This window comes from Streptomyces sp. NPDC091279 (assembly GCF_044757465.1).
Classification (GTDB): Bacteria; Actinomycetota; Actinomycetes; order Streptomycetales; family Streptomycetaceae; genus Streptomyces.
Genome location: NZ_JBIVVA010000001.1, coordinates 155,476 through 168,555 on the forward strand (window position 1 = coordinate 155,476; position 13,080 = coordinate 168,555).

A 13,080-nucleotide genomic window follows, 5' to 3' on the forward strand; every position below is an offset into this window, starting at 1 on the left:
TGCGGGGACAGCGTCCAGGCTTGGGCCCAGGGACGAATACCCGGCAGCCCCTGGATGAACGCAGGGCGTCGGCTGTCCGAGCACCCGGACATCGCCCTCCACGGGCCTCAGAGGGCCTCCTTACCGAACGGCACGCCGCACCCCGCCAGCGCGGTCGCCGGGTCCCTCGACGGCCCGCTCGCGGGCAGCCAGCGACCACGCTCCTTGCGGTAGGGCCACCAGCGTCCGTCCCGGCCCAGCCGGAGCTGTGCGTCGCCGCCGACGACCGTCCACCGGTTCCCGCCTGCCCGCAGCGAAGGCCTCTCGGCGGGCTCCCACGCCGCGTCCAGCGCGGCACGCGCGCGTGCGAGCCGCTCGCCGGAGACGGACCACTCCTCGTCCCACACGGACAACGCGTCGACGCCACCCGTCAGCCAGGCCCGCACCGCTCCCGCCAGCGCCTCCGGACTCCGGCCGGACCCCTGCGCGAGCCGTGTCAGCACCAGCCCGTCCGAGACCCCGGACGCCAACCGCACCGCATCCTGGGCGATCGTCAACTCCTCGCGCGCGAAGGCGTCTTCCCGAAGAGCCTCCACGAGCAGCCGACGCGCCTCTATCGCCGTCAGGGCCGCCAAGTGGCGCAGACCTGCCGGGTCGATGCCGGGGGCGGGCGGAGTCTCGCTGTCGAAGGACGGCGGTGTGCCCGGCTCCGACGGCAGTTCAGGCAGCGCGGGCAACGGCGGCAGGAGAGCGCCGGTCGCGTAGGCCTCGGCGGCATCGACGCCCTCGGGCGTGGACGACACCGGCGTCGGGACCGTGCTGCGGGCCTGGAGGGCGTCCAAGAGGGCGCGTTCGCTGCGGCCACGCATCAACAGCAGGGCGAAGGAATCCTCGTCCAGGAGGCTGGCCATCTGGTAGCAGAGGGCTGTCGTGTGCGCACAGTGGTCCCACGCCCCACAGTCGCACTCCGGCTCCAGATCACCGATACCGGGCAGCAGTTCGACACCCGCCGACTGCGCGTCCTCCACCAGATGCGGAGGCATCTCCCGGTCCAGCAGCGCCGCGACATGCCCGGCCCGCTCCACGGACATCGCGAGGAACCGGTCCCACTGCTCGTCCGACAACTCCGCCAACAGGACGTCGGCCCGATGCGTCGCACCGTCGGCGCTCCGGACCACCGCCGTGATACGCCCGGGACGCACCGACACCGCGCCCACGCCGCCCGCGCGCGCGTGGCGACGTCCCGCCTTCACCTGCTTGAGATCCAGCGCCGAGTCCTCCAGGGCCTTCAGCCAGGCCCGACCCCACCACGTCCGTGCCCCGCCCCGCTCACGCCCGGGCGGCAAAGCGGCGAACGTCCGCTCCAGGTCACCGTCGTCGCTCATCGTGCTCCCCCTCGCAGTTCGACCAGGTCGGCCAGTTCCACGTCCGTCAGTTCCGTCAACGCTCCTTCGCCGGAGCCCAGGACCGAATCCGCCAACTCCCGCTTGCGACCGAGCATCTCGGCGATGCGATCCTCGACGGTCCCCTCGGCGATCAGCCGGTGCACCTGAACGGGCCTCGTCTGGCCGATGCGATAGGCACGATCGGTGGCCTGCGCCTCGACCGCCGGGTTCCACCAGCGGTCGTAGTGCACGACATGCTCGGCCCGCGTCAGGTTCAAGCCCGTACCCGCCGCCTTCAACGACAGCAGGAAGACCGGGACCTCACCGTCCTGGAAGCGCCGCACCATCGACTCGCGCACCGCGACGGGCGTCCCGCCGTGCAGGAACTGCGTGTCCACGCCGCGTGCCGCGAGATGCCGCTCCAGAAGCCGCGCCATCTGCACGTACTGGGTGAACACCAGAACGCTCGCCCCCTCGGAGAGGATCGTGTCGAGCAGTTCGTCGAGAAGCTCCAGCTTCCCCGAGCACCCGGCGATCCTCGGCCGCTCCTCCTTGAGGAACTGCGCCGGGTGGTTGCAGATCTGCTTCAGCCCCGTCAGCAGCTTCATGACCAGCCCACGCCGCGCCATGGAGCCGCTCCCCGAGATCTCCGCGAGCGTCTCGCGCACCACCGCCTCATACAGAGCCGCCTGTTCGGCAGTCAGGGACACCGCACGATCCGTCTCGGTCTTCGGCGGCAACTCCGGTGCGATCCCCGGGTCCGCCTTCCGGCGGCGCAGCAGAAACGGCCCCACCAGCCGGGAGAGCCGCTCCGCCGCCGCCGGATCACGGCTGCCCTCGACAGCGTGCGCATAACGCGCCCGGAAGGTACCGAGGCGCCCCAGCAGCCCCGGAGTCGTCCAGTCGAGGATCGCCCACAGCTCCGACAGATTGTTCTCCACCGGAGTACCGGTGAGCGCCACGCGCGCGCGTGCCCCGATGGAACGCAGCCGGCGTGCCGTCTCCGAGTACGGGTTCTTCACGTGCTGCGCCTCGTCCGCCACGACCATGCCCCACATCGCTCGGCCGAGCCGGTCCGCGTCGAGGCGCATCGTCCCGTACGTCGTGAGCACGAACTCCCCGTCGGCCAGGGCGTCCAGATCGCGCCGCGCCCCGTGGAAGCGGCGCACACGCGTGCCCGGCGCGAACCTCTCGATCTCGCGCTGCCAGTTGCCCATCAGCGACGTCGGGCACACCACGAGCGTCGGACCGGCCGTCGCCACGTCACTCTGCCGGTGCAGATGCAGCGCGATGAGCGTGATCGTCTTACCGAGGCCCATGTCGTCGGCGAGACAGCACCCGAGCCCCAAGGACGTCATCCCGGCCAGCCAGTTCAGGCCGCGACGCTGGTAGTCGCGCAGGGTCGCGGCGAGCGCGGCGGGCTGGGCCACCGGCTCCTGCGCCTCGGGTGCCGCGAGCCGCTCCCGCAGGGCCGCCAGCCAGCCCGTGGGCTGCACCTCGACCCGCAGGCCGTCCACCTCGGCGGAACCCGTCAGAGCGGCACCGAGCGCGTCCAGAGGCGTGACCTTGCGGTCCTGCCGGGTGCGGGCCCGACGGACGGCTTCCGGGTCGATGAGGACCCATTGGTCGCGCAGGCGTACGACGGGCCGGTCTGCCTCCGCCAGCCGATCCAGCTCCGCGCGCGTGAGCTGCTGGTCGCCCAACGCGAACCGCCAGTCGAAGGCGAGCAACGCGTCGGCGGACAGGAACGACGGCAGTCCCGACGCCGACCGGCGCGCCTCCGACTCGTCGTCCGGCGGGCCGATCACCGCGCGCGTGGTCAGCTCACGCGCCAGCCCCCGGGGCCAGTGCACGTCGACACCGGCCGCCGCGAGGGCACGGGCGCCCGCACCGAGCAGCTCGACGATCTCGTCGTCGGCGAGGTCGAGGGAGTCCGGCACACCGGCGGACAACAACGGCGTGAGCGTCGGCCAGGCCCGGACCGCGCGACGCAGCGCCAGCAGAACGTCCCTCCGCGCGCGTGGCCCGAAGCCGGCACCCGCGTCCCCGGACCAGATCTCGACGGCGTCCGTCACCAGCGCCGGATCACCGACGGCGTGCACTTGAAGCACGGCCCGGAACGCCACCGGTGCGCCCTCCTGCGTGGCCTCCGTGAGACCGGTCGCCTCGACCCGCAGCGAGAGCCGTACGCCGGCGTCGTGACCCGCTGCCACCTCGGCGGCCCACGCCCGTTGCTCCGGCAGGTGCCGGGGTTCCCGGGCGGCGTAGGCGGGGCCGCCCGTCACGAGCGGCGCGGCGGGGGAGCGGGGCAGGGTGTCGGCCACGGCGTCCAGGAACGCGCGCAGCAGCCGCTCGGGGTCGGGCAACCGCAGGGGCGTCGTGTCGTCGAGGGGCGCGGCGTGGCCCTGCGGGGGCAGCGCGGCGGCCAGCTCGCGGACGCGGTCGAGATCCGCCGACGGCAGCGGGCCGACCCGCCAGGCGTCGTGGTCGCCTATGGACAGCCCGGGCAGCAGCAGCCCCCGTGCCACGAGTTGTAGGGCCAGCACGGCGGCCGTTCCCCAGAAGGCGGTTGCCGGGTGGGCCTGCGCATCGGCACGCGCACGCGTGAGCACCGGCAGCGCCTCCCGCACCGGGAGCACGACGGCCGGAACGTTGACCAACGTGACATCGTCGCCGTCGGGCAGGGCGACCGCGAGGTCCTGAACGGAGCCGATGGTGACGGACGGCGGGGCGGTGCCGTCGGGTCGCCAGAAGGCGACGGTGCCCGCGCGGGCCGGGTCGCCCGGGGTGAAGACAGCGCAGCAGCGGGCCAGTTCGGAGATCTCGGAGGGTGTTGCCGAAGGAATCCTCTGCACGGAGATGCCGCATTCCTCAAATTTGACTACTGGGTTGGAGCCGCCGAGGGTACAGCACCCGAGCGCCTCGGTGACGCGACCGGCCCGGTGACCTGAACCGCCCGCTGAGGTGACGGCCCGGACGTCTGGGCCGAGGTCCAGTGGGGGAGGACCATGTAAGGGACGACTAGGGGTCGCACATCAGGGATGTCTCAGGGTCGCCGTTCGGAACCGTGCGTGGCGCGGAGCCGTTTTCAGGACAGAGAGCGGCCGTGGCCGCGGAGGAGGCGACACACATGTCGAGGAACGCGAAGATCGCAGTGGGTGGAGTGGCCGTCGGATTGATTCTGTTGATCTGGCTGCCGTGGTGGGCGGCGCTCCTGATAGTCCTGGGGGTACCGGCCGCCGCCTACCTCACCCTGGACCCCTCCCAGAGGCGCAGGCTGCGCCGGATCAACCGTAAGGAACTGCGCTGAAGCACCCGCGCGGGGGAGAGGCCCGGCGCTGTCAGAGGGGTCGGACGGCTATCTTGTCGAGCGCTTCCAGGAGGCTCGGCAGTTTTGGTCCCCGGCCCACCGGCAGCACCTCGCCGGGTTCCTCGTCCAGCAGGATGAACGCGATGTCGTCGGTCCTGGCCACCAGCGACCAGCCAGGGCCGTCGGCGCGCAGGGTCCGCGCGTCACCCGGTGCGAAGGAGGAGCGGACACGACCGAGAGGCGGCGGCGTATCCACGTACGCGCGCGCCTCGGCCAGGACACGCCGGATGCCGCTGCGGCCACCGCTCGCCTGGGCCTGGTTCTCGGCGTCCTCCGAGTCCTCGGGGCCGTTGTCGCTCTGCCCGGTCCCGTCGCTCACATCGGGCTCGGCCGCCGGAGTACCGGGCTCGTCGATCTGCTCCCGCCACAAGGCCCACTGGAGGGCGATCTCGTCAGCGCCCAGGCGCCGCTGGGCCGGTCCCCAGGTCGAGGTGTCCGGAGGCGCAAGCGCCGGACCGTCCGCGACGGCCGGGCCCGGATCGTGCGGCGCGGGGACGCCCGGGGCCGCGACGGCGACCGCGAGAGGCCAGCCGGGCAGCGCGGCGACGACCGTGCGCTCGTCGGGCGACAGATCGTGCTCCATGCCGCAGTCCCAGGAGGCTATGGCGACGGCGACCAGGGAGACATCGTCGACGACGACCGTCCACCGGGCCCCGTCCCCGTCCTGGCCCAGCACCAGGCCGTATCCATCGACGAGCGGCGCGAGGCCCAGCGCCGCACAGGCCTCCAGATAGTCGTCGCCCAGCACGCTCGGGAACTGCGCCGGTGTCAGGAGCACCGCCGTGAGCACATAGAGCGCGTCGTCCTCGGCGGCGACGGTGCCCTCGTCCGTCCCGGCCATCCCAGCCTCCCCATCGGTTCGTCCAACGGCGCGCACCCTAATGCGCGGGCGAGCACCTTGTCACGACGCCCAGGCTCACCCGGAGCTGCGGTGATCCTCCTGGACGGGGCGAACCAGCCATCGGCTGACCGGACTTCACACTCTCGCCAGCCTGGGACGGGGGCGGGCCACGGTCCACGGTGACTCGTCGTAATCCCGCGCGAGGGCGATGACAGCCCTGCACGCCACCTCGTCGCCCCCGAAAGACCGCGCCTGCGAGGGCACTTGGGCTGTCGCCTCGTCGCCGGTGCTGATAGCTCTCCGCGCACGCCGAGACGTACACAGAGGCAGCCTCGAAAAGATGGTGTGCACGTTGGCCGCGACCGGCCTTCGTGGGCCTCGTCCATGCCGTCCACGCGTGCGTTGTGCGTGGCCGTGCCGTCCGCTCTCTCCTCATGCCTCGCGAACAGCCAGTGCCAGGAACCGGGCGTCCTCGTCCACGTACGACGTCATCCGCCAGCCGGAACCGGCCAGCAGCGGCCGGAGGTTGGGCTCCGCGCGCAGGTCGTCCGGGGTGATCTGTCGGCCCTGACGCGCGGCGAGCGCCGCCCGGCCGATCGGATGGAACAACGCGAGCGAGCCACCGGGATGTACCACCCGCGCCAACTCCCGCAGATTTTCCGCCGGATGCGGCAGATGAGCGATGAGACCGGCCGCGAACACCGCGTCGAGCGATCCCGACCGCAACGGCAGCGCGGCCACGTCGGCCAGCAGCAACCGCCCGTCCCCGTCCCGTCCGGCCCGGACGGCGGCCAGGAGCATCTCCGGGGTCAGATCGACGCCGACGACCACCCCCGAATCCCCCACCGCCGCACGCAACGGCGACAGCGCCCGCCCGGTGCCGCAGCCCGCGTCGAGCACCCGGTCACCCTCACGAAGCCCCAGGTCGGCCACCGCACCGGCGTAGGCCGGGCCGTCGTCGGGGAACCGGCGGTCCCAGTCGGCCGCGCGGACGGCGAAGAACTCCTGGACGTGCGTGTGGTCGTCGCTCATGCCCCGCATGATCCCGCACCGGCAGCGGGACGCGACGGCTTCCGGCGGCACACGCCCCTCCCGTCGCCGCACGCCCCTGCCCGCCGTGGGTCAGCCGGCGATCGCCTTCTGCGCGAGAACCTTCTCGATCCTGACCCGGACGAGCAGTTCACCCGGTACCCCGTTGCGGGCCCCGAACTCCTCGGCGCGATCCTCACCCATGTACCGACCGGCGATCCGGGCGGACCAGTACGTCAACTCGTCCAGATCCTCCGAGACCGTGGCCCGGCCGCGCACCACCACGTAGTCGAAGGGCGGCCGGTCGTCGTCCACGCACAGGGCGACCCGGCCGTCACGGACCAGATTTCGCCCCTTCACGCTGGTGGCGCCCGTGTTGAACACGATGTCGTCCCCGTCGAGCAGAAACCAGATCGGGGTCACATGCGGGCTGCCGTCCGCCCGAACGGTCGACAACTTCGCGGTGCGGGTGCCCTCGGAGAGGAAGGCCCGCCATTCCTCGTCGGTCATCTTCTGTGCCATGGCTTTCATCCTCCTTGTCCGCGCACCCGTTGTGGGGAAGGCTGGCGAACAGATCCTCCAGCCAGGGGGAGTCGTCACACGGGGAGACACAGAGACAATGGGGCACAACCAGGGACTCGGCTGGCTGCTGGACGATCTGACGGAGCGCGTCGAACACGTGCGCCACGCACTGGTGCTGTCCAACGACGGACTGGTCACCGGGGCGAGCACGGGTCTGCGGCGCGAGGACGCGGAGCACCTCGCCGCTGTCTCCTCCGGACTCCACAGCCTCGCCAAGGGGTCCGGCCGCCACTTCGGAGCGGGCGCGGTACGACAGACCATGATCGAATTCGATGACGCGGTGCTGTTCGTCACCGCGGCCGGAGCGGGCAGCTGCCTGTGCGTGTTCAGCGGCGCGCAAGCGGACATCGGCCAGATCGCCTACGAGATGACCCTGCTCGTCAACCGGGTCGGCGAACACCTCGGAGTCGAAGCACGCGAGCCCGAACGGGCCCGCTCCGCAGACTCCTGACCTGCGACTTCGTCATCCCCCATCGAGTTATCCACAGGCTGCCACGAGATGCGCGAAAGCGGCTACGGTTTTTTTCCGAGGCCGCGCGAACGGCGCGGACACGTACTCCACGGGGGAGAGCGACCATGTCCGACACGACTGTCACGACACCGCAGGGACCGACCTTCACGCCCAGCCGGGCGGCACGGGAACTGGAGATCAGGCGCGGCGAGTTCGACCTCGCCGTGCGTCTCGGGCACGTCAGGACCGTCCCTGACGAAGGAGGCGGTGGCCGGCGGGTCACCTGCGCCGAGCTCGACCGGCTGCGTGCGCAGACCGGGTTCCCCGAGGTACTGCGCACCCGCGTCCACACCGTGGGCACGAAAGAAGCCGCGGAGCTGCTGGACGTGCCGCCCGGCAGGTTCACCCGCCTGGCCCGGCTGGGCGTGCTGGTGCCCGTCACCTTCTACCTCAACCGGTACCGAGCGGTCGTCTGGCGCTATCTGGCAGAAGAACTACGCCAGTTCGCCGCCGCCGACGACAACAGGCCACTCCTGACCGCGCGTACCCCGTCGGGGCTGCGAGAGCAACTGGACGAGGGACTCGACCTGCGAGCCCGGAACTGGCGGGGGCGGCAGCTCGGATTCCTGCTGCGGGAGGCGGACGGCCATCCCTGGGCCCGTGCCGCGGCCGTGGCGTCCCTGCTCGACCTGGTCCAGGTCGCGGAGATCGTGCCGGACCCCTACGAGCGCGCCCAACTCGCACGGTTCCGGCCCCGGCCCATGGTCCACGGCACACCCGGTTCGCCCACCGCGCAACTGGCCGAACGGATCGCGACAGCCGTCGAACCGGACGAGATCGGCTGGCTGCGGGCCGACCTGGCGCAGGCCGTCGACGAGGCCCGCGCCCAGCAGCCCGCACCCCGCCCGACACCGAAACCCACCGCCCCGCTCCCGACCCCGGCGCCCGCTGCCGAACCGACGCCCTCTCCCGCACCCTGGACCGGGGGACGCCACCGACAGGAGCCACGGCACGCACGCGGCCTGCTGAGCCGACTGCGTCGCACGAACCGACGGCTCGCGGAGTGCCGGACCGGGGAACCCGGCGCCTGACCTACAGGGCCCGGAACAGCCCCTCCTGGACCACGGACACCAGCAACTGCCCCTCCAGGTCGTAGATCCGCCCCCGGGCCAGACCACGACCACCCGTGGCGATCGGCGACTCCTGGTCGTACAGGAACCACTCGTCCGCGCGGAACGGACGGTGGAACCACATCGCGTGGTCCAGCGACGCCAGATCGAAGCTCCGCGGACCCCACAGCGGCTCGACGGGGATACGGACGGCGTCCAGCAGAGTCATGTCGCTGGCGTAGGTCAGCGCGCAGGTGTGCACGAGCGGATCGTCGCCGAGCGGCCCCACCGCGCGCATCCACACGGCACTGCGCGGCTCCGCACCGCTGATCTCCTCGGCGCTCCAGCGCAGCCGGTCCACATAGCGGATGTCGAAGGGCTGACGGCGCGCCATCCGCTCCAACTGCTCGGGGAGCTCGCCCAGATGCTCCTTGACCTCGTCCATCACCGTCGGCAGGGACTCCGGGTCCGGAACCTTGCGGGCCGGCGGCAGCTGGTGTTCGAACGACCCCGACTCAGGCTTGTGGAAGGAGGCGGTGAGATTGAAGATCGTGCGGCCCTGCTGCACGCCGGTGACCCGGCGAGTGGTGAACGACCTGCCGTCCCGCACCCGTTCGACCTGGTACACGATGGGCACACCGGGCCGACCCGGGCGCAGGAAATACGCGTGCAGCGAGTGCACCGGGCGGTCGCCCTCCGTGGTGCGGCCGGCGGCGACCAGCGCCTGGCCCGCCACCTGGCCGCCGAAGACCCGCTGGAGGGACTCCTGCGGGCTGCGGCCACGGAAGATGTTGACCTCGATCTGCTCCAGGTCGAGCAGGTCGACCAGTCTCTCGGCCGGGTTCGTCATGCGGGGAATTCTCCTTGGTTCACAGCTGACCGACGTCGGTGACCCGGACGACCGCACGGCCCTCCGCGTCGGAGGCCGCGAGATCGACCTCCGCGCTGATGCCCCAGTCGTGGTCGTCGTTCGGGTCGTCGAAGATCTGCCGGACGCGCCAGATGCCGTTCTGCGGCTCCTCCTGGATCACCAGCAGTTTGGGACCACGGGCATCGGGGCCGGTCCCGAGGTCCTCGTACTCGTCCCAGTACGTGTCCATCGCCTCGCCCCAGGCGTCGGCGTCCCACCCGGACTCGGCGTCCAACTCGCCCAGCGCGTCGACCTGGTCCAGAGCGGCCAGTTCGACGCGTCGGAACAGGGCGTTGCGGACCAGGACGCGGAAGGCACGCGTGTTGGTGGTGACCGGCTTGACCTCGTCGGCCTTCTCCTGGGCCTGCTCGGCGGTCATCACCTCCGGGTTGGCGAGCTGCTCCCACTCGTCCAACAGGCTGGAGTCGACCTGGCGCACCATCTCGCCCAGCCACTCGATCAGATCCTGGAGGTCCTCCGACTTGAGGTCGTCCGGGACGGTGTGGTCGAGCGCCTTGTACGCCCCGGCCAGGTAGCGCAGCACGATGCCCTCGGTACGCGCCAGCTCGTACAGGGACACCAACTCGGTGAAGGACAGGGCCCGTTCGTACATGTCGCGGACGACGGACTTCGGCGACAGCGGATGGTCGCCCACCCACGGGTGGCTGGTGCGGTACGTGTTGTAGGCGTGGAAGAGCAGCTCCTCCTGCGGCTTCGGGTAGGTGATGTCCTGGAGCCGCTCCATCCGCTCCTCGTACTCGACACCGTCCGACTTCATCAGGGCCACGGCCTCACCGCGCGCCTTGTTCTGCTGGGCGGCGAGGATCTGCCGGGGGTCGTCCAGCGTGGACTCGACGACGGAGACCATGTCCAGCGCGTAGGAAGGGGATTCCGGGGTGAGGAGTTCGAACGCGGCGAGGGCGAACGTGGACAGCGGCTGGTTGAGCGCGAAGTCCTGCTGGAGGTCCACCGTGAGGCGGACGATGCGGCCCGTGGCATCGGGTTCGTCGAGCTTCTCGACGATGCCGCCGGCCAGCAGCGAACGGTAGATGGCGATCGCGCGCCGGATGTGCCGCAGCTGCTGCCTGCGCGGCTCGTGGTTGTCCTCCAGCAGATGCCGCATCGCGTCGAAGGCGTTGCCCGGGCGGGCGATCACGGACAGCAGCATCGTGTGCGTCACCCGGAAACGGGACGTCAGCGGTTCCGGCTCGGAGCCGATGAGCTTCTCGAAGGTGCTCTCCGTCCAGCTGACGAAGCCCTCCGGCGCCTTTTTGCGCACCACCTTGCGGCGCTTCTTGGGGTCGTCCCCCGCCTTGTTGAGCGCCTTCTCGTTCTCGATCACATGCTCGGGAGCCTGGGCGACGACGAACCCGGCGGTGTCGAACCCGGCCCGGCCCGCCCGGCCGGCGATCTGGTGGAACTCACGGGCGCGCAGGGTGCGGACACGGTTGCCGTCGTACTTGGTCAGCGCCGTGAACAGCACGGTCCGGATAGGGACGTTGACGCCCACACCGAGGGTGTCCGTACCGCAGATGACCTTCAACAGGCCGGCCTGCGCGAGCTTCTCCACCAACCGCCGGTACTTGGGCAGCATGCCCGCGTGATGGACGCCGATCCCGTGCCGGACGTAACGGGACAGGTTCTGGCCGAACTTGGTGGTGAAACGGAAGTTGCCGATCAGCTCGGCGATCCGGTCCTTCTCCTCCCGCGAGCACATGTTGATGCTCATCAGCGCCTGGGCCCGCTCCACGGCCTGCGCCTGGGTGAAGTGGACGATGTAGACGGGCGCCTGTTTCGTCTGGAGCAGCTCGGTGAGGGTGTCGGTGAGCGGGGTGAACCGGTACTCGTAGGACAGCGGCACCGGCCGGGTCGCCGAACGCACCACCGAGGTCGGCCGCCCGGTGCGCCGGGTGAGGTCCTTCTCGAACATGGCGACGTCGCCGAGGGTGGCGGACATCAGGATGAACTGAGCCTGGGGCAGTTCCAGCAGCGGGATCTGCCAGGCCCAGCCACGGTCCGGCTCCGCGTAGAAGTGGAACTCGTCCATCACGACCTGGCCGACGTCCGCGTTCTTGCCGTCGCGCAGCGCGATCGACGCGAGCACCTCGGCGGTGCAGCAGATCACGGGCGCGTCCGCGTTGACGGACGCGTCGCCGGTCAGCATGCCGACGTTCTCCGTGCCGAACATCTTGCACAGCTCGAAGAACTTCTCCGAGACCAGCGCCTTGATCGGAGCCGTGTAGAAAGTGACCTCGTCCCGGGCCAGCGCGGCGAAGTGCGCGCCCGCCGCGATCATGCTCTTGCCGGAGCCGGTGGGCGTCGACACGATCACGTTCGCACCGGAGACCACCTCGATCAACGCCTCCTCCTGATGGGGGTAGAGCGTGAGACCGCGCTCCTGGGCCCACGACTCGAAGGCTTCGTAGAGGGCGTCGGGGTCGGCGGTGGGAGGCAGCTGATCGATGAGGGTCACACACCCATCTTGCCTGGCCGCCACCGTCCCCGGGGAATCGGATGCTCGCCCGAAGATCATGCCCGATACCCTGGGTCGCCGACGGAGCATCAGCACGCCCGGTCAACTGGACAGCGGCACAAGAGGAATGGGGCGGACAAGCGCCATGATGGGACCAGCACACTCACTGTCGGGCGCGGCGGCGTGGCTCGGTGTCGGAGCCGCGGCTGCCGCGACCGGGCACCCGATGCCGTGGCCGGTCCTCCTGGTCGGAGCCCTGATCTGCGCGGGCGCCGCGCTCGCCCCGGACCTCGATCACAAGGCGGCCACCATCTCCCGGGCCTTCGGACCCGTCTCCCGATGGCTGTGCGAGATCGTCGACAAACTCTCCTACGCCGTCTACAAGGCGACGCGCAAGCCCGCCGATCCCCGTCGTTCGGGCGGCCACCGCACGCTCACCCACACCTGGCTGTGGGCGGTCATGATCGGTGCGGGGACATCGTTCGCGGCGATAACCGGCGGCCGCTGGACGGTGCTGGGCATCCTCTTCGTGCACATGGTGCTGGCCATCGAAGGCCTGCTGTGGCGGGCGGCACGCGGGTCCAGCAGCGACGTCCTGGTGTGGCTGCTGGCGGCGACGAGCGCGTGGATTCTCGCCGGCATCCTGGACGAACCGGGCAACGGCTCGCACTGGCTGTTCACCGACCCGGGCCAGCAGTACATGTGGCTGGGCCTGCCGATCGTGCTGGGCGCCCTGGTGCACGACCTCGGCGACGCGCTGACCGTCTCCGGCTGCCCGGTCCTGTGGCCGATCCCGGTCGGACGCAAGCGCTGGTACCCGATCGGCCCGCCGAAGGCCATGCGCTTCCGGGCGGGCAGCTGGGTGGAGCTGAAGGTCCTCATGCCGGTGTTCATGCTGCTCGGCGGAGTCGGCTGCGCGGCGGCACTGAACTTCATCTGAGGGACACCCGC

Annotated in this window: 11 protein-coding genes; 4 read left to right on the plus strand and 7 right to left on the minus strand. The window is 70.9% G+C overall.

Features of this window, described 5'->3' with window-relative positions; all coding sequences use genetic code 11:
* Positions 1-107: 107 nt before the first annotated feature.
* Positions 108-1,364, minus strand: a complete 1,257-nt coding sequence (locus tag ACIQOU_RS00660) for an SWF or SNF family helicase (RefSeq protein ID WP_401532664.1) — start codon at positions 1,362-1,364, stop codon at positions 108-110.
* Positions 1,361-4,219 (minus strand): DEAD/DEAH box helicase, encoded by a 2,859-nt coding sequence (locus ACIQOU_RS00665; RefSeq protein ID WP_401532666.1) that lies wholly within the window; start codon positions 4,217-4,219, stop codon positions 1,361-1,363. Before ACIQOU_RS00665 ends, ACIQOU_RS00660 begins: the two co-directional genes overlap by 4 nt.
* Before the next feature lie 275 nt (positions 4,220-4,494).
* Here ACIQOU_RS00665 and ACIQOU_RS00670 point away from each other — a divergent pair, with 275 nt between their 5' ends.
* Positions 4,495-4,674: a hypothetical protein gene (locus tag ACIQOU_RS00670; RefSeq protein WP_401532667.1), complete on the plus strand. Its 180-nt coding sequence runs from the start codon at positions 4,495-4,497 to the stop codon at positions 4,672-4,674.
* 31 nt (positions 4,675-4,705) lie between these two features.
* Here the strand turns inward: ACIQOU_RS00670 and ACIQOU_RS00675 are convergent, their stop codons facing one another.
* From ACIQOU_RS00675 to ACIQOU_RS00685, 3 genes are all read right to left on the minus strand, one after another.
* Positions 4,706-5,575: a hypothetical protein gene (locus tag ACIQOU_RS00675; RefSeq protein WP_401532669.1), complete on the minus strand. Its 870-nt coding sequence runs from the start codon at positions 5,573-5,575 to the stop codon at positions 4,706-4,708.
* A 432-nt stretch (positions 5,576-6,007) separates the two neighbouring features.
* On the minus strand, positions 6,008-6,607 hold the full coding sequence (locus ACIQOU_RS00680; protein WP_401532670.1) for a class I SAM-dependent methyltransferase: 600 nt from the start codon (positions 6,605-6,607) through the stop codon (positions 6,008-6,010).
* Positions 6,608-6,697: 90 nt separating this feature from the next.
* On the minus strand, positions 6,698-7,126 hold the full coding sequence (locus tag ACIQOU_RS00685; protein WP_401532672.1) for a PPOX class F420-dependent oxidoreductase: 429 nt from the start codon (positions 7,124-7,126) through the stop codon (positions 6,698-6,700).
* 97 nt (positions 7,127-7,223) lie between these two features.
* Between ACIQOU_RS00685 and ACIQOU_RS00690 the strand changes: the two genes are divergently transcribed.
* Both ACIQOU_RS00690 and ACIQOU_RS00695 read left to right on the plus strand, forming a co-directional pair.
* A complete protein-coding gene (locus tag ACIQOU_RS00690) occupies positions 7,224-7,637 on the plus strand; it encodes a roadblock/LC7 domain-containing protein (protein ID WP_401532674.1) in 414 nt (137 codons plus the stop codon).
* A 125-nt stretch (positions 7,638-7,762) separates the two neighbouring features.
* On the plus strand, positions 7,763-8,728 hold the full coding sequence (locus ACIQOU_RS00695; RefSeq protein ID WP_401532675.1) for a DUF6397 family protein: 966 nt from the start codon (positions 7,763-7,765) through the stop codon (positions 8,726-8,728).
* A 1-nt stretch (position 8,729) separates the two neighbouring features.
* On the opposite strand, the gene ACIQOU_RS00700 is transcribed toward ACIQOU_RS00695, so the two are convergent.
* Positions 8,730-9,596, minus strand: coding sequence for an acyl-CoA thioesterase (locus ACIQOU_RS00700; protein WP_401532676.1), 867 nt, complete (start codon positions 9,594-9,596; stop codon positions 8,730-8,732).
* A 19-nt stretch (positions 9,597-9,615) separates the two neighbouring features.
* On the minus strand, positions 9,616-12,129 hold the full coding sequence (locus tag ACIQOU_RS00705; protein ID WP_401532677.1) for a DEAD/DEAH box helicase: 2,514 nt from the start codon (positions 12,127-12,129) through the stop codon (positions 9,616-9,618).
* A gap of 145 nt (positions 12,130-12,274) precedes the next feature.
* On the opposite strand from ACIQOU_RS00705, the gene ACIQOU_RS00710 reads away from it, so the two are divergent.
* A complete protein-coding gene (locus tag ACIQOU_RS00710) occupies positions 12,275-13,069 on the plus strand; it encodes a metal-dependent hydrolase (protein WP_401532680.1) in 795 nt (264 codons plus the stop codon).
* Positions 13,070-13,080 lie beyond the last annotated feature (11 nt).

Bases quoted from the DNA above. Each gene is read 5' to 3' on its own strand.
- ACIQOU_RS00660 (WP_401532664.1), bottom strand. From the start codon at position 1,364: ATGAGCGACGACGGTGACCTGGAGCGGACGTTCGCCGCTTTGCCGCCC.
- ACIQOU_RS00670 (WP_401532667.1), top strand. From the start codon at position 4,495: ATGTCGAGGAACGCGAAGATCGCAGTGGGTGGAGTGGCCGTCGGATTG.
- ACIQOU_RS00675 (WP_401532669.1), bottom strand. From the start codon at position 5,575: ATGGCCGGGACGGACGAGGGCACCGTCGCCGCCGAGGACGACGCGCTC.
- ACIQOU_RS00680 (WP_401532670.1), bottom strand. From the start codon at position 6,607: ATGAGCGACGACCACACGCACGTCCAGGAGTTCTTCGCCGTCCGCGCG.
- ACIQOU_RS00685 (WP_401532672.1), bottom strand. From the start codon at position 7,126: ATGGCACAGAAGATGACCGACGAGGAATGGCGGGCCTTCCTCTCCGAG.
- ACIQOU_RS00690 (WP_401532674.1), top strand. From the start codon at position 7,224: ATGGGGCACAACCAGGGACTCGGCTGGCTGCTGGACGATCTGACGGAG.
- ACIQOU_RS00695 (WP_401532675.1), top strand. From the start codon at position 7,763: ATGTCCGACACGACTGTCACGACACCGCAGGGACCGACCTTCACGCCC.
- ACIQOU_RS00700 (WP_401532676.1), bottom strand. From the start codon at position 9,596: ATGACGAACCCGGCCGAGAGACTGGTCGACCTGCTCGACCTGGAGCAG.
- ACIQOU_RS00710 (WP_401532680.1), top strand. From the start codon at position 12,275: ATGATGGGACCAGCACACTCACTGTCGGGCGCGGCGGCGTGGCTCGGT.